The organism is Pedobacter sp. KH_004, from assembly GCF_057840755.1.
The window spans coordinates 1-15,697 of sequence record NZ_CM174519.1 but is presented as its reverse complement, the minus strand read 5'-3'; the positions used below and the strand labels follow the sequence as shown (position 1 = coordinate 15,697).

General features: G+C 42.7%; 11 protein-coding genes, 2 tRNA genes, 3 rRNA genes and 1 pseudogene. 7 read left to right on the top strand and 10 right to left on the bottom strand.

The window, feature by feature from the left end:
* Positions 1 to 675 precede the first annotated feature (675 nt).
* Positions 676 to 870: a hypothetical protein gene (locus AC3ITD_RS00085; RefSeq protein WP_265802114.1), complete on the bottom strand. Its 195-nt coding sequence runs from the start codon at positions 868 to 870 to the stop codon at positions 676 to 678.
* 243 nt (positions 871 to 1,113) lie between these two features.
* Here AC3ITD_RS00085 and AC3ITD_RS00080 point away from each other — a divergent pair.
* Positions 1,114 to 1,410: pseudogene (locus AC3ITD_RS00080) on the top strand (transposase); the annotation flags it as partial.
* Positions 1,411 to 2,009: 599 nt separating this feature from the next.
* On the opposite strand, the gene rrf reads toward AC3ITD_RS00080, so the two are convergent.
* From rrf to AC3ITD_RS00055, 5 genes are all read right to left on the bottom strand, one after another.
* A 5S ribosomal RNA gene (gene rrf, locus AC3ITD_RS00075) occupies positions 2,010 to 2,121 on the bottom strand.
* Between the two features lie 137 nt (positions 2,122 to 2,258).
* A 23S ribosomal RNA gene (locus AC3ITD_RS00070) occupies positions 2,259 to 5,135 on the bottom strand.
* A 361-nt stretch (positions 5,136 to 5,496) separates the two neighbouring features.
* A tRNA-Ala gene (locus tag AC3ITD_RS00065) sits at positions 5,497 to 5,570 on the bottom strand.
* 13 nt (positions 5,571 to 5,583) lie between these two features.
* A tRNA-Ile gene (locus AC3ITD_RS00060) sits at positions 5,584 to 5,658 on the bottom strand.
* 180 nt (positions 5,659 to 5,838) lie between these two features.
* A 16S ribosomal RNA gene (locus tag AC3ITD_RS00055) occupies positions 5,839 to 7,358 on the bottom strand.
* Together the 16S, 23S and 5S rRNA genes with 2 tRNA genes alongside form the textbook arrangement of a ribosomal RNA operon.
* A gap of 906 nt (positions 7,359 to 8,264) precedes the next feature.
* On the opposite strand from AC3ITD_RS00055, the gene AC3ITD_RS00050 reads away from it, so the two are divergent.
* Positions 8,265 to 8,474 carry a hypothetical protein gene (locus AC3ITD_RS00050; protein WP_489363032.1) on the top strand — a complete coding sequence of 70 codons (210 nt, stop codon included), beginning with the start codon at positions 8,265 to 8,267 and terminating at the stop codon, positions 8,472 to 8,474.
* Between the two features lie 50 nt (positions 8,475 to 8,524).
* Here AC3ITD_RS00050 and AC3ITD_RS00045 read toward each other — a convergent pair whose 3' ends face one another.
* Genes AC3ITD_RS00045 through AC3ITD_RS00035 form a run of 3 tightly spaced genes read right to left on the bottom strand, consistent with a single transcriptional unit; the run spans position 8,525 to position 10,944 of the window.
* Entirely contained in the window at positions 8,525 to 8,884 is a 360-nt protein-coding gene (locus tag AC3ITD_RS00045; protein WP_489363031.1) for a CoA-binding protein, read from the bottom strand.
* A gap of 9 nt (positions 8,885 to 8,893) precedes the next feature.
* On the bottom strand, positions 8,894 to 9,370 hold the full coding sequence (locus tag AC3ITD_RS00040) for a DinB family protein (protein WP_265799915.1): 477 nt from the start codon (positions 9,368 to 9,370) through the stop codon (positions 8,894 to 8,896).
* A 32-nt stretch (positions 9,371 to 9,402) separates the two neighbouring features.
* A complete protein-coding gene (locus AC3ITD_RS00035; protein WP_489363030.1) occupies positions 9,403 to 10,944 on the bottom strand; it encodes an NAD(P)/FAD-dependent oxidoreductase in 1,542 nt (513 codons plus the stop codon).
* Positions 10,945 to 11,163: 219 nt separating this feature from the next.
* Here AC3ITD_RS00035 and AC3ITD_RS00030 point away from each other — a divergent pair, with 219 nt between their 5' ends.
* From AC3ITD_RS00030 to AC3ITD_RS00010, 5 genes are all read left to right on the top strand, one after another.
* Entirely contained in the window at positions 11,164 to 11,745 is a 582-nt protein-coding gene (locus tag AC3ITD_RS00030) for a LemA family protein (RefSeq protein ID WP_056852010.1), read from the top strand.
* Between the two features lie 83 nt (positions 11,746 to 11,828).
* A complete protein-coding gene (locus tag AC3ITD_RS00025; RefSeq protein ID WP_489363029.1) occupies positions 11,829 to 12,272 on the top strand; it encodes a TPM domain-containing protein in 444 nt (147 codons plus the stop codon).
* Between the two features lie 3 nt (positions 12,273 to 12,275).
* Positions 12,276 to 13,070 carry a TPM domain-containing protein gene (locus AC3ITD_RS00020; protein WP_489363028.1) on the top strand — a complete coding sequence of 265 codons (795 nt, stop codon included), beginning with the start codon at positions 12,276 to 12,278 and terminating at the stop codon, positions 13,068 to 13,070.
* 88 nt (positions 13,071 to 13,158) lie between these two features.
* On the top strand, positions 13,159 to 13,545 hold the full coding sequence (locus AC3ITD_RS00015) for a hypothetical protein (protein ID WP_265799921.1): 387 nt from the start codon (positions 13,159 to 13,161) through the stop codon (positions 13,543 to 13,545).
* A gap of 24 nt (positions 13,546 to 13,569) precedes the next feature.
* Entirely contained in the window at positions 13,570 to 14,130 is a 561-nt protein-coding gene (locus AC3ITD_RS00010) for an NUDIX hydrolase (protein WP_489363027.1), read from the top strand.
* A gap of 136 nt (positions 14,131 to 14,266) precedes the next feature.
* On the opposite strand, the gene dnaA is transcribed toward AC3ITD_RS00010, so the two are convergent.
* A complete protein-coding gene (gene dnaA, locus AC3ITD_RS00005; protein ID WP_056852006.1) occupies positions 14,267 to 15,697 on the bottom strand; it encodes a chromosomal replication initiator protein DnaA in 1,431 nt (476 codons plus the stop codon).

Genomic DNA, 15,697 nt, shown 5'->3' with positions numbered 1-15,697 from the left:
ATTAAGATTCTTCACGATAGCATACGCCTACTGAACATGGAAGAGCTGCTGATGGGAAATTAACTCACTTTGGAAAAATAGGATGTAATAGATAAGGAATGACTAACATATCGGTTAGTAATTTCAACACCCCGCTTGAAGAATCTATGCGGCGACTTTTAGTGGGCATAAACTTCTATGTCAATCGGAATACGATTTGGAAAATATGCTATTTAATCTTAGAATTTGCTATAGATAACATTATGTCAACAATCGTTTTATTGGACGATCCTACTACGATGAAAACCATTTACAATTTTCTTTCGTATATTGTAAAATACAATATTTTAATATGATGTTGGCTAACCAAGACATTGAAACGTTAAAAATATCGGTGAGTGATAGATGCGGCTTTGAACTTTCGGATTCACAATCATGTAAATTGCTATCTATCGATATATTCCTGAAGACCGATAATTATTTAAGTACAAAGACATTAATGAAGTTTTTTGGCTTGATTGATACCTATGATGAAGAAAATCCGATAGTAAAGACTTTCCTAGCAATTTATGTTACTTAGGTGAACAAACCCTTTGGGATTAATAAGATAAATAAATTAAGGATAGACTATTACAAAAATCAACTGTATTTATCTCCCGATGGTGAATATAGGGCGTTTCCGAGACATTCGCATGCTCATGACTTAATTTGTATCAACCCAACTGCAACTAGCCCATCTTCAGCAAGCTCGATTTCAAAACCAACCTGGCTACACAAAACGAGCTCATCTTTTAGTGATGAGAAATGGAATTCTATTTCTTGTTCGTTTTCATCAAGAATGATCCCTTTTCCCAGTTGGGTATCAATCGACGTTATAACTCCAATTCGCATTTAATGTATTTTAAATGTGCCTGATATTGGCAGAAATTTTTCCCCAGTGTAATAGTTCAATCGAGTATTGGATTTCATTGCTCATTATCCTGAAAAAATAGTACAAGAGAACTTATTCCTATCAGAAGTAAATTTAATTAATAATATCTGTCTTTTGAAGAAAAAAAATATTTATTTTTTGACCACATCAACAGTCGAACAAATCTGCCAAATTAAAGGTGTTGTGTCAAAACCGTAGCAACCCTTTTAGCTGAGACCAACGGCTTGCTGCTGTTCAGCAATGCGCGAAAACTGATCAGTTTCGCCGGATATGATGTGGTAGAGAATCAGAGTGGGAATCATATCGGAAAAAAAAGGATGTCAAAAAAGGGCGATGGTCGGATACGCAGAATACTGCATATGCCAGCGTTTTGGGCAGGAAGAAACGACGTTCCCCTTTACTTTACAGACCTGTACGAACGAACAGTAGCGAAACATGGTATTAAATTGAAAAGTAACGTAGCGGTACAGAAAAAGCTTCTAACGACAATTTACTCATGATAGAAAAATGACCGTGCTTTTATGAAAATTATAGCCAGCAAAAACATAAGGAAACAAGGATATTTGAGCCAATCTAATGATCAAAACTAACCATCAAAGCGATAGAAAAATAGATAGTTCCAATCTAGTCAGAAACCGGATCGTAACTACGCAAGCTAGGCATACCAATGAATGATCACCCTATGTCTCCTCTATTGAAAACAAAGTTAAAAAATATTAGGAATAACTTGTATTTATAGATAGTACCTTCCTATTGTAGATAGCTTTATAACCTGCAAGAATAAGCTGGGCCACTTACTGATTGCGGCCAGGATGATATTCGAAGTATGCCAGTTTGGTGAGTGGAGCCTGAGTCCCCGTGCAGTATCGGGCTTCTGTTTGTCGTGCAACATCACCGGACTAAATCCGCCTCATATACAGTTTCTGCTCGTAAGCCCAGATTTGCCGCCGACTTCCTTCAGATCCGCAGTCACCTGCTACACCCTTGTCTTAAGCTAGCACTCCTACTACAGTGTCAGTCTTATGAGGGGCTCTTAAACGAGGAAACCCCATCAGCTGTTGCTGATGGGGTTCTCGTTAATGCCCTATTGGGCTTTAAGATTTGGCACCGACCTACTCTCCCACGTGTTACCGCAGTACCATCGGCTCTGGTGGGCTTAACTTCTCTGTTCGGAATGGGAAGAGGTGGACACCACCGATATAGGCACCTAAATGTTTTTAAATAAGTCTTGAGTTTTAAGTATTGGGTTTTACGTTTTTGAACGTACCACCCACAGCTTATCACCTACAACCTAAATGACATATTATTGAAAGAAGTTATCTTAGAAGAACAAACAACAGTCTGTTTGCTTTGAAAGCTTCGGATGATTAGTACTACTCGACTGTGCTGTCGCCAGCTTTACATCTGTAGCCTATCAACGTAGTAGTCTTCTACGGTCCTATATGGAATTCTCATCTCGTGGCTAGTTTCGCACTTAGATGCTTTCAGCGCTTATCTATTCCCAGCGTAGCTACTCTGCAATGCCCCTGGCGGAACAACAGATTCACTAGAGGCTAGTCCAACCCGGTCCTCTCGTACTAAGGTCAGCCCCACTCAAAATTCCTACGCCCACAACAGATAGGGACCGAACTGTCTCGCGACGTTCTGAACCCAGCTCGCGTGCCACTTTAATCGGCGAACAGCCGAACCCTTGGGACCTTCTCCAGCCCCAGGATGTGACGAGCCGACATCGAGGTGCCAAACCTCCCCGTCGATATGAGCTCTTGGGGGAGATCAGCCTGTTATCCCCAGCGTACCTTTTATCCTTTGAGCGATGGCCCTTCCATGCAGAACCACCGGATCACTATATCCGTCTTTCGACCCTGATCGACCTGTATGTCTCACAGTCAAGCAAGCTTATGCTATTGCACTCCGCGTACGGTTACCAAGCGTACTGAGCTTACCTTTGAAAGCCTCCGTTACCTTTTTGGAGGCGACCACCCCAGTCAAACTACCCATCAAACAATGTCTCCCGACAGGCGGGATTAGACACCGAATACAGAAAGGGTGGTATTTCAACGTTGGCTCCACGACGCCTAGCGACGCCGCTTCAAAGCCTCCCACCTATCCTACACATCCTGTATCCAATGTCAATGTTAAATTGTAGTGAAGGTGCATGGGGTCTTTCCGTCCCGTTGCGGGTACCCGGCGTCTTCACCGGGACCACAATTTCACCGAGCTCATGGCTGAGACAGCGCCCAGATCGTTACACCATTCGTGCAGGTCGGAACTTACCCGACAAGGAATTTCGCTACCTTAGGACCGTTATAGTTACGGCCGCCGTTTACTGGGGCTTCGATTCAATGCTTCTCCTTGCGGATGACATCCCCTCTTAACCTTCCAGCACCGGGCAGGTGTCAGGCCTTATACCTCATCTTTCGATTTTGCAAAGCCATGTGTTTTTGTTAAACAGTCGCCTGGGCCTTTTCACTGCGGCTGACATTGCTGCCAGCGCCCCTTCTCCCGAAGTTACAGGGCCATTTTGCCGAGTTCCTTAGCCATGATTCACTCGAGCACCTTAGAATCCTCTTCCCGGATACCTGTGTCGGTTTGCGGTACGGGTTTTTATAACCTGAAGCTTAGCGGTTTTTCTTGGAAGTCTGATTACCTGCGCTATCCACTCACCCGAAGGCTTGCGGTACTATCGACTTTCAGCTAGATCGGCGGATTTGCCTACCGTTCCATTACCTACTGTCTTTAACGATCTATTCCGTCAGATCGCGGCAGTGTCACTACTCCGTCCCCACATCGCAGTTATAAAAAGTACTGGAATATTAACCAGTTGTCCATCGAATTTCCCCTTCGGGTTCTCCTTAGGTCCCGACTGACCCTGATCCGATTAGCGTTGATCAGGAAACCTTATCCTTTCGGTGGGCGGGTTTCTCTCCCGCCTTATCGTTACTTATGCCTACATTTGCTTTTCTAGAAGCTCCAGCACCCATTACCAGATACCTTCGCTGCCGCTAGAATGCTCCCCTACCGATATATTTCAATCCCATAGCTTCGGTGTACAATTTAATGCCCGTTTATTATCCATGCCCGATCGCTCGACTAGTGAGCTGTTACGCACTCTTTAAATGAATGGCTGCTTCCAAGCCAACATCCTAGCTGTCTGTGCAATCGGACCTCGTTAGTTCAACTTAACTGTAACTTGGGGACCTTAGCTGATGGTCTGGGTTCTTTCCCTCTCGGCGCGTGACCTTAGCACCCCGCGCCTCACTGCAGATCATATTTCATAGCATTCGGAGTTTGTCTGGATTTGGTAGGATTTGACTCCCCCGCACCCAATCAGTAGCTCTACCTCTATGAAACTTAATATCCACGCTGTTCCTAAAAACATTTCGGGGAGTACGAGCTATTTCCCAGTTTGATTAGCCTTTCACCCCTACCCACAGATCATCCGGAAACTTTTCAACGTTTATCGGTTCGGTCCTCCAGTACGTGTTACCGCACCTTCAACCTGTCCATGGGTAGATCACAAGGTTTCGCGTCTACCCCCTCTGACTATACGCCCTGTTCAGACTCGCTTTCGCTTCGGATCCGTGCCTGAAGCACTTAACCTTGCCAGAGAGGAGTAACTCGTAGGCTCATTATGCAAAAGGCACGCCGTCACACCACTTGGATGCTCCGACCGCTTGTAAGTACACGGTTTCAGGTTCTATTTCACTCCCCTGTTCGGGGTTCTTTTCACCTTTCCCTCACGGTACTGGTTCACTATCGGTCTCTCAGGAGTATTTAGCCTTACCGGATGGTGCCGGCAGATTCCCACAAGGCGTCTCCGACCTCGCGGTACTCAGGATACTGCTAGACTAGCATTCTATACGTGTACCGGGCTATCACCGTGTATCGCTGGGCTTCCCATCCCATTCCACTTCTGTTTGCTAATGCCACGTTGCAGTCCTACAACCCCACCTATGCCGTAACATGGATGGTTTGGGCTCTTTCCCTTTCGCTCGCCACTACTCAGGAAATCATTGTTATTTTCTCTTCCTCTGCTTACTTAGATGTTTCAGTTCGGCAGGTTTGCTCATTATATGTGACTGGTCTTCAACCAGCCGGGTTGCCCCATTCGGAAATCTTCGGATCAATTCCTATTTGCAAATACCCGAAGCTTATCGCAGCTTATCACGTCCTTCATCGCCTCTGAGAGCCAAGGCATCCCCCGTGTACTCTTTATTACTTTCTTCTACTCATATGCCTTTTGCGCCATATGGTATGCTTTTTTTGCTCTTGTTATGATGTCTCATGCTTATCGGTCCCTTGCGGTTCCTTTAAGCGAGCACAAACACAACAGTCGCCTATTGTTGTTTGCTCTTCTTTTTTAACTTCTTCCAATATGTCAAAGAACTTTACTGAGGCTGAAGGTCGAAGGTATAAAGGTAGAGGGTTTCATTGTCCCCTGCCTAAGCTCCGTTTCAGCTTCGTTAGTCAAAAACCGCGGTCTCGAACCGTTTCATATACATTCAATATATGTGCCCCATGGCGTTTCTTTTTTCTTTCAATCTGTCAATGATGACCACCGATCCCGGTGATGTGTTTTCTTAATGTGGAGAATAACGGAGTCGAACCGTTGACCTCCTGCGTGCAAGGCAGGCGCTCTAGCCAGCTGAGCTAATCCCCCAGGATTATTAAAGTAGTCCCGTCCAGATTTGAACTGGAGACCCCTACATTATCAGTGTAGTGCTCTAACCAGGCTGAGCTACGGGACTGTCTGTTAGGTTGCTTATAGTTGCGGGTTAGTATATTACCGCTACCGCTTCCTTTGCTTACCTAGCTTTCGTTCCGATGACCCTATCGTTAAGGACAACCGTCATTTCTTCTGGGTGTTTCTTCTTTTTTCTCTTTTTTGAAATATCATGTTGCGCAGTGAGTAGTCAACTCCACTCCAGAAAGGAGGTATTCCAGCCGCACCTTCCGGTACGGCTACCTTGTTACGACTTAGCCCCAGTTATCGGTTTTACCCTAGGACGCTCCTTTCGGTTACATACTTTAGGTACCCCCAACTTCCATGGCTTGACGGGCGGTGTGTACAAGGCCCGGGAACGTATTCACCGCGTCATTGCTGATACGCGATTACTAGCGAATCCAACTTCATGGGGTCGAGTTGCAGACCCCAATCCGAACTGTGAATGGCTTTGTGAGATTCGCATCATATTGCTATGTAGCTGCCCTCTGTACCATCCATTGTAGCACGTGTGTAGCCCCGGACGTAAGGGCCATGATGACTTGACGTCGTCCCCTCCTTCCTCTCTGTTTGCACAGGCAGTCTGTTTAGAGTCCCCACCTTAACGTGCTGGCAACTAAACATAGGGGTTGCGCTCGTTGCGGGACTTAACCCAACACCTCACGGCACGAGCTGACGACAGCCATGCAGCACCTAGTTTCGTGTGATTGCTCACTGATCCATCTCTGGATCATTCACTAACTTTCAAGCCCGGGTAAGGTTCCTCGCGTATCATCGAATTAAACCACATGCTCCTCCGCTTGTGCGGGCCCCCGTCAATTCCTTTGAGTTTCACTCTTGCGAGCGTACTCCCCAGGTGGAACACTTAACGCTTTCGCTTAGCCGCTGACTGTGTATCGCCAACAGCGAGTGTTCATCGTTTAGGGCGTGGACTACCAGGGTATCTAATCCTGTTTGATCCCCACGCTTTCGTGCCTCAGCGTCAATAAGACCATAGTAAGCTGCCTTCGCAATCGGTGTTCTGAGACATATCTATGCATTTCACCGCTACTTGTCTCATTCCGCCTACCTCTAGTCCATTCAAGCCCATCAGTATCAAGGGCACTGCGATAGTTGAGCTACCGTCTTTCACCCCTGACTTAACAGGCCGCCTACGCACCCTTTAAACCCAATAAATCCGGATAACGCTTGGATCCTCCGTATTACCGCGGCTGCTGGCACGGAGTTAGCCGATCCTTATTCCTTCGGTACATTCAGCTAGATACACGTATCTAGGTTTATTCCCGAATAAAAGCAGTTTACAACCCATAGGGCAGTCTTCCTGCACGCGGCATGGCTGGTTCAGAGTTGCCTCCATTGACCAATATTCCTTACTGCTGCCTCCCGTAGGAGTCTGGTCCGTGTCTCAGTACCAGTGTGGGGGGCCATCCTCTCAGATCCCCTAGTCATCGTCGCCTTGGTGGGCCGTTACCCCGCCAACTAGCTAATGACACGCATGCCCATCTCCATCCCATAAATGTTTGATCATTGGATAATGCCATCCTGTGATTTTATGCGGTATTAATCCGGATTTCTCCGGGCTATCCCCCAGATGAAGGTAGGTTGCATACGCGTTACGCACCCGTGCGCCGGTCTCAAAGAAGCAAGCCTCTTCTACCCCTCGACTTGCATGTATTAGGCCTGCCGCTAGCGTTCATCCTGAGCCAGGATCAAACTCTCCATTGTAAAATGTGTTGTAAGATTCTGACCAGTTTTAACTATCGTTAAAAATAGTCTTCTTTTGTTTTGTCCGTTGGACATTGACTTTAAAATGTAATAAGGAACTCTGTACTTGAATTCGTACTTCATTACCCCACTACGCATCATTGACATCTCTTTTAAGAACTTATCGACTATCGCCTCGCGGCCTGTCTTTATATATCGTCTCGCTTCAGTTGGGCGTGAGTCTTGATCGTCTCTTCCCTGTTTCCGCTCGTCTCAATCTTTTTGTTTCCCGTCTTCCGCGACATCCGCCGCTCGACTTTTTCTAACCCTTCCTTTCGGTTGGGAGTGCAAAGGTAGAAAACTTTTTCGAACTTCCAAATAAAATAATTTTTATTTTTTCGTCCCCGTTTTCTTTCTGCTTTTCAATTCTCCGCTCTTTCAGGCGGCTTCCCGTTTCTTCCGAACCGGGCTGCAAAGGTAGCGATCTTTTTCTTTTCCGCAAATTTATTTTAAAGTAAATTTTTGGCCTTTTCCACTCTAATCTATCAACCAACCGGCTTTTCAATGCAACCGTTTCCTCCGAAGCGGGATGCAAAAGTAGAAAAAAATCCGCTCCCAACAAATATTCAATCCCCTTTTTTCCATCCTTTACTGTAAACGCCTGTTTTTCAAGCCGAAAATTTTTAGGGAACGCCAAAACAAAAAGGGCGATCGAGTGTACGTTCGGGAAATCAAGCCCGCAGGAGCCGGGTAGAAATATAGGGAGCAGGGAGACATACGATGGCCTGATGCTGCAGAATGTTAGCTATTATAGGTTTTGAATCATATATTACACATAGAGAACATATAGGTTACCTAACGGGGCAAAGCTTTTAAGTATTCAGCAGACGCCGTGCTTTTTGCTTTCGCCCACGAGCTTTTTGTTTTATGAACCATATAGGAGAAATATATACAATAGACGGCGTATCAGCGGTAGAAACTAAATACAACGGAAAGGGTTTCGGTATCGTGGTTTTTGGCTTGATAGGTGGAATAGGGTTTGTTTCTTCAAATGCTGCGCCATGTAAGGCCGTCCGAATTAGAAAATACTGCCTGCAGCTGGCAAGCGCCGCATCACATTTCCGGAGGAGCATTTAAAAAAAAGGAGGGGCTGAAGTTCGAGGATAACAGAAACAGCGTTTTCTCAATCAATATTGACCTGTACTTAGCATCACTAATGTACAAGCTCTAACCGGTTCAATTCCATGCTGATCTAATAATTTTTCGAGCTCGAAGTTTTCGGTACCAGGATTGAAAATTACCCGCTTTGGCTTGGTGTCTAGTATATAATTATGATATTGAGACTGCAGAGCTGGCCCGATATAAAGTGTAACAGTGTCAATATCATCATGGATTACTCCAGGCTTTTCGATCTCGATGCCAGCAACTTCACCTTTTTTGATGCCAACATTAACAAAATCGTGATTGAAGCGCTTTAACATATGGGCGGCTTTATAAGCGTATCTTGATGGATCTGGTGAAGCTCCTATTATTAATGTCTTTTTCATTTCTTAAAGTTAAGCATTATTAAATTTTGATAACAGCGCAATTTGGCCAGCATGATAAGCGTGGTGTTGTATCAAGCCATTTAACAACTCTGCTTTGGTTATTGCTGAACCTGAAATTGGAGTGATTTCATTTAATGTTTCTGAATCCCATTGACTATCTGAAAATTCAGTACATTGCCTGATAAGTTCTTCATTGGCTACCTTGAAATCAAAAATAATTCTTTCCCACGCTTGAGCAGATTTTGTTTCAGGAATTGGCCAATCTCCTTTTACTGGTTCACCCGATGGAGCGCCCATCAATCTAGAAGTCACTTCTTCTGTCCAAGAGGTAAGGTGAAGTGCAATTTCTGCAATAGAATGTGCTCCGGGAATGAAATGTTCGAATGCATTTTCTGCCAGAACATTATTTAAAATCTGCATGGAATGATTACCATGCCAAGCATCGCCATTAAAGGCCCTTTGCATTTCGTTTAAAATATTCAGCATATCTTAAATAACAAGCCTAGCATTATAATGTTTTATAGCGAGTTTAGGATTGCGTTGGCACAATTAATTCCATCAATAGCGGCTGAAACAATTCCGCCAGCATACCCAGCACCTTCTGCGCAGGGATACAAACCCTTGATCTGGGGATGCTGATAGGATTCTTTATCTCGTGGAATACGAACGGGCGACGAGGTTCGGCTTTCTACACCAACCAAGATTGCCTCATTTGTATAATAGCCTTTCATTTTTTTTCCAAACAATGGCAGTGCGGCTTTTAGACTCTCTGATACGAATTGTGGAAGAATATTATCTAACATTACGCTTTTGGTACCTGGCAAATAAGAATTTCTTGGCAAATCTATCGATAGCTTGTTATTAACGAAATCTATCATGCGTTGTGCCGGGGCTACTAGGTTTCCTCCGCCAGCTTCGAAAGCAAGCTTTTCTATTTCCGATTGAAAGTTTAGCATTCTCAGCGGATCATAACCCTGAACATCATCTAAAGTAACCTGAACGACGGTGCCAGAATTTGCAAATGGATTATTCCTTTTTGAAGGCGACCAGCCATTTACCACGATTTCGTTTTCGCCCGTAGCACAAGGTGCTATGATGCCGCCGGGACACATACAAAATGAAAATACACCACGTGCCCCCACCTGCTCTACCAAGCTATAATAAGCAGGTGGCAAAAATTCAGACCGGTTATCGCAGTGATATTGGGCTGCATCGATAATTTCCTGAGGGTGTTCAATTCTTACTCCTAATGCAAATGGCTTTGCTTCGATTAAAATATTCTTTCCATGCAATAATTCATACACATCTCTTGCAGAATGACCGGTAGCAAGAATGAGATGTTCTGCATATATCTTATCTTCAAAATTTACTTCAATGCCTTTTACTTTACCAAATTCGGTGATGATGTCTGTCATCTGTGTATCGAAGAAAACTTCTCCACCAGCATTTAATATGGTATCTTTTATTGCGGTAATAATGTGTGGCAATTTGTTTGTACCAATGTGCGGCCGAGCATCTATCCTGATATCCTTCTCAGCACCGTGATCAACAAAAACCTGTAATACTTTGTTTATGTCCCCCCTTTTATTAGAGCGTGTATAAAGTTTCCCATCAGAATAGGTACCGGCACCACCTTCTCCATAACAGTAATTTGATTCGGTATTGACCAAACCTTGTTTATTTATAGCTGCTAAATCTCTGCGGCGCTGCTTCACATCTTTTCCACGCTCAATTATGATGGGTTTTAAACCATTCTCAATACATTGTAAGGCGGCGAATAATCCGGCGGGCCCGGCCCCAATAATTAATACAGGTTGTGCATTGCTTACATCTTGATAAGTGATCATTGAGATATCTATTGCAGGTTCTTCATCTATAAAAACCCTGACTTGCAGGCGGAAAATAACCTTTCTGGAGCGGGCATCAATAGAACGTTTCAAAATCTCGAAAGCCTTGATTCGGTTTTCTGCCATTTTTAAGGATTCTGAAATCTTGTTTTTGATGATTTCATCCTGATCGAGCTGATGAGGAAGAAGCGTAATTTCGATGTCTTTTTGCATATATCATTGCTCAGGTATTTATCCCAAGAAAGTACAAAAATACAAAATCGGAGCAATAAATAGTATTTTACTGATTGTGCTGTTAAATTATCATATTGCTAGAGTTTTTAGTGATGCTAAAAGCTGTTATTATGACAGTTTGTAACAAAGGCATACAATTTGATATCTAATTTGTAAATTGAATAAAATTTAATTGGAACAAAGACAAAAAACATAAAGATGAAAAAATTAGTATTTGGAATTATTGCTGCTGTAATTGCGGTAAGCACTTTAAGCTCATGCGGATACAATAGTATGGTGAGCCTGGACGAGAATGTGAAATCGAAATGGGGAACGGTACAAACACAGTATCAAAGAAGAGCGGATTTGATTCCGAACCTGGTAGCGACCGTTAAAGGTGCAGCAAAATTTGAACAGGGAACATTGACAGCAGTTACCGAAGCAAGAGCAAAGGCAACTCAAATGACTGTTAAAGCAGATGATTTGACTCCTGAAAATATTCAAAAATATCAAGCTGCACAAGGCCAGTTAAGTCAGGCTTTGGGTAAGTTACTATCCATTACCGAAAACTATCCAGAACTTAGGGCTACCCAGCAGTTTAGTGATCTATCTGCCCAATTGGAAAGTACCGAAAACAGAATTACTGTGGCACGTAAAGACTTTAATGATGCCGTTCAACAATATAATGGTAAGATCAGATCTTTCCCTACTAATCTAACAGCAGGGATGTTTGGGTTTAAACCTAAAGGTTATTTTGAAGCAGATGCCACTGCAAAAGACGCACCAAAGGTAGAATTCTAACTATAGGAACATAACATTTCGGGGTAATACGTGTTTAATTGTTTTAACATGTATTACCCTTTTTTACTTCTAAAACCAAAGACATGTCGTTATTTTCAGAGTTGGAACAAGACAGAATTGCAAAGGCCATTGCCGATGCCGAAAAAGCAACCTCGGGTGAAATCAGGATTGCGATAGAAAAGCACTGCCCTGATGATCCGTTTACCAGAGCTACACAATATTTCTCTGACCTGGATATGGACAAAACATTGCGAAGAAATGGCGTTTTGATTTACCTGGCAAATGCCGATCATAAATTTGCGATCATCGGTGACTTAGGGATTAATGCTCTGGTACCGGAAAATTTCTGGGAAACTACTAAAGTTGCCATGACTGCCCATTTTGCCAAAGGCAATTTAGCCGATGGCATAATTGCAGGAGTAGCTTTGGCTGGAGAAAAGCTAGCATTATTTTTTCCTCCTCAAAATGGAGATATAAATGAATTGCCAAATGATATTGTTTATATGGACAACAAAAAAAATAAATAAGAGATGAGAAAAATATTCCTTTTATTTTTATTTCTCTTCACCGCAAGCATTGGCTTTGCCCAGGATTTTCCTGAAAAACCATCTACTTTGGTTAACGATTATGCTGGTGTGCTTTCTATTGAACAAAGAGCGTCCCTGGAGAAAAAACTTGTAGCTTTTGATGATTCTTCCTCCACTCAAATAGCGATTGCGGTATTAAAATCGGTTGGGGATTATGACATTAACGAATATGCAGTAGAATTAGGCAGAACGTGGGGCGTGGGCCAGGGAGGTAAAAACAACGGAATCATGATTGTAGTGGCAGTTGGAGATCGCAAAATTTCCATTCAAACTGGCTACGGCCTGGAGGGGGCCTTACCCGATGTTTACGCAAAGCGAATTATAGATGAAGATATCAAGCCAAATTTTAAAACCGGTGATTACTATACGGGATTAGACCAGGCAACCACAGAAATAATAAATTATACCAAGGGAGAATATAAGAATGATAAACCTCGAACGTCGAATGCATCAAAAAAAGGCGGCGTTGGTAGTATTGCTGTAATTATTATTATTGTTATTGTAGTGATAATCATTATGCGTAAAGGCGGTGGAGGCGGCGGCAGCGAAATTATAGGCGGCCGTGGTGCTTCAAATGCGCTTTTTTGGGCTATGCTTTTCGGAAGCGGAAGTGGCCGAGGTAGCGGAAGCAGTTGGGGTAGCGGTGGCTTTGGAAGCGGTTCTTCTGGAGGTGGCGGTGGATTTGGTGGCTTCGGCGGTGGAAGCTTTGGCGGTGGCGGATCAAGCGGTAGCTGGTAGATCCGAGTTATAGGTTATAGGTTTGGAATACCTGCTTAACTATTGTTACTAGCACCTATTGTTTTTAGGCAATTAAACATTGAATTAAATGTATAGAAAAGACTTAATCACCGCGGAGATACAAAAGCTTGCTGAAGTTTTAGCCCGGATTATGGGGTTGAAATTAGAAGGTAAAATTCGAGACGCTCAAGCAATGTTTGACGAAACAATGGAAAAAAGTTTCACTTTAGCAACCGGAAGCTTAGAAGATACCGATCTAGCTATTTTTAAAAACTGGCTCGAATCGGTAAATTTTGCCCCGGAGAAGCTTGATTCGCTAAGCGAATTTCTATATTATGAACTGGGAGTAAGCGCTGAAAGAAATAAGCTGATCGCCCCTAAACTAAATATGATCTATAATTATTTATCAGATAAACACAAGGTTGTACATTTGGTTAATCTGCATCGACAGAAAACGATTCAACAATATATTTAATTTACGATTTCAGATTGAAGAAATATGAATAAAATTGAAAAGTGGCGAAAGCTCGCTTCTAAATATTTAGTGAAAGAAAAGTGGGCTACGCTAAGGGTAGACGAAGTGATGCTTCCTAACGGAACTGTGAAAGATGATTATTTCGTACTCGAATATCCTGATTGGGCCACTGCGATCGCCTTAACTGAAGAAGGCAAAATGATATTGGTTCGGCAATACCGCCATGCTGCTGATATCGTTTCTTTGGAAGTTCCGGGCGGAGTAATAGATGGAGATGAAGGTCCGGAGGCGGGTGTAAAGCGTGAGTTATTGGAAGAAACTGGTTATACCTTCAAAACCTGCAAACTGGTTGCTGAGCTCTATCCTAATCCAGCTACAGCAAATAACAGAACATTTACTTATGTATTAACAGGCGGGATTAAAACGCATGAACAACATTTAGATGAACACGAAATTCTAAGCGTTGAAGAATATACGATTGATGAAGTAAAACTATTACTTAAGGAAAATAAGATTGCCCAATGTATACATGTGGCTGCACTGCATTATGGTTTAGCTGCGCTAGAGGAGATGAAAGAGGTATAAAACTGCTTTCCATATTTGGGAACCTAGGAATGTAGAAGTACAAAAAAGAGGCCTGATTTTCAAAATGAAACAAGGCCTCTTTTTTTAGTGCTGGATATAAAATATTCTTTGATAGATCTTCTTCCTTAAAACCTGCTTAGCTCATTTTCAATTTCTTCTGGATATCATGAACATAGGCTTTAAATTTCTTATCCGTATCTATTAAATCTTCTACCGTTTGGCAAGCATAAATTACCGTACTATGATCGCGACCACCAAAGAAAGCACCAATAGTTTTTAGTGATGATTTGGTATGGCTCTTTGAAAGATACATTGAAATTTGGCGGGCCTGTACAATTTCCCGTTTCCGGGTTTGCGACTTTACCATATCAACCGGAACCTCAAAATATTCGCAAACCAATTTCTGGATATACTCCATTGAAATTTCTTTCGATGTATTTTTGATAAAATTCTTTAACATTTGTTTGGCTAACGCTAAATCAATCTCTTTCTTATTCAACGTTGCTTGAGCAAGTAAAGAAACCATAGCACCTTCCAACTCCCGAACGTTATTATCAATGTTATGCGCAACGTATTCAACTACCTCACCGGGCAATTCAATTCCATCAGCATACATTTTCTTCCTTAAGATAGCAATACGGGTTTCCAAATCGGGGATCTGCAAATCGGCAGATAAACCCCATTTGAAACGACTTAAAAGGCGCTCTTCCAATCCAGCTAAATCTTTTGGCGCTTTATCTGAAGTCAAGATCACCTGCTTACCAGATTGGTGCAGATGGTTGAAAATATGGAAGAAAATATCCTGGGTTTTCTCTTTACCGGCAAAATTGTGTACATCATCCATAATGATGACGTCCATTGCCTGATAGAAATTCACAAAATCGTTAATGGTATTATTCTTTAATGAATCTACAAACTGCTGGCAAAATTTCTCGCAGCTTACATAAATCACCAGTTTATCTGGCATACTGCGTTTAATTTCGTTACCAATTGCTTGCGCTAAGTGAGTTTTACCTAAACCAACCCCACCATAGATCATCAATGGGTTGAATGATGTACCACCTGGTTTTGCCGCTACGGCATATCCTGCAGAACGAGCTAAACGGTTGCAATCTCCTTCTATATAATTTTCAAAAGTATAATTGGAATTTAATTGTGGATCAACATTTAACTTTTTTAATCCAGGGATGATGAAAGGGTTTTTGATATCCTTATTTATTGATACGGGGATTGGCATTGATTGTACTTTTGCCTCTGCCCCATTTCCATTTGATGGCATGTTGGTGGTATATGGACTACCACTATTGGATGATTTATCAACTACGATATTATATTCCAACCGGCCATCCTCTCCAAGTTGTTTTTTTACTGTTTTACGTAGTAAGCCTACATAATGTTCTTCAAGCCATTCGTAAAAGAACAAACTTGGTACTTGTATGGTTAAAACCTTACCTTCCAATTTAAGGGCTGTGATAGGCTCGAACCAAGTTTTGAAACTTTGGTTCGGGATGTTATCCTTAATAATTTGAAGACAGTTCTTCCACACTTCTGTACAAGTTTTTTCCAT

Excerpts from the sequence above, each read along its gene's own strand:
- AC3ITD_RS00085 (WP_265802114.1), bottom strand. The coding sequence starts at position 870 with ATGCGAATTGGAGTTATAACGTCGATTGATACCCAACTGGGAAAAGGG.
- AC3ITD_RS00050 (WP_489363032.1), top strand. The coding sequence starts at position 8,265 with ATGAACCATATAGGAGAAATATATACAATAGACGGCGTATCAGCGGTA.
- AC3ITD_RS00045 (WP_489363031.1), bottom strand. The coding sequence starts at position 8,884 with ATGAAAAAGACATTAATAATAGGAGCTTCACCAGATCCATCAAGATAC.
- AC3ITD_RS00040 (WP_265799915.1), bottom strand. The coding sequence starts at position 9,370 with ATGCTGAATATTTTAAACGAAATGCAAAGGGCCTTTAATGGCGATGCT.
- AC3ITD_RS00035 (WP_489363030.1), bottom strand. The coding sequence starts at position 10,944 with ATGCAAAAAGACATCGAAATTACGCTTCTTCCTCATCAGCTCGATCAG.
- AC3ITD_RS00030 (WP_056852010.1), top strand. The coding sequence starts at position 11,164 with ATGAAAAAATTAGTATTTGGAATTATTGCTGCTGTAATTGCGGTAAGC.
- AC3ITD_RS00025 (WP_489363029.1), top strand. The coding sequence starts at position 11,829 with ATGTCGTTATTTTCAGAGTTGGAACAAGACAGAATTGCAAAGGCCATT.
- AC3ITD_RS00020 (WP_489363028.1), top strand. The coding sequence starts at position 12,276 with ATGAGAAAAATATTCCTTTTATTTTTATTTCTCTTCACCGCAAGCATT.
- AC3ITD_RS00015 (WP_265799921.1), top strand. The coding sequence starts at position 13,159 with ATGTATAGAAAAGACTTAATCACCGCGGAGATACAAAAGCTTGCTGAA.
- AC3ITD_RS00010 (WP_489363027.1), top strand. The coding sequence starts at position 13,570 with ATGAATAAAATTGAAAAGTGGCGAAAGCTCGCTTCTAAATATTTAGTG.
- dnaA (WP_056852006.1), bottom strand. The coding sequence starts at position 15,697 with ATGGAAAAAACTTGTACAGAAGTGTGGAAGAACTGTCTTCAAATTATT.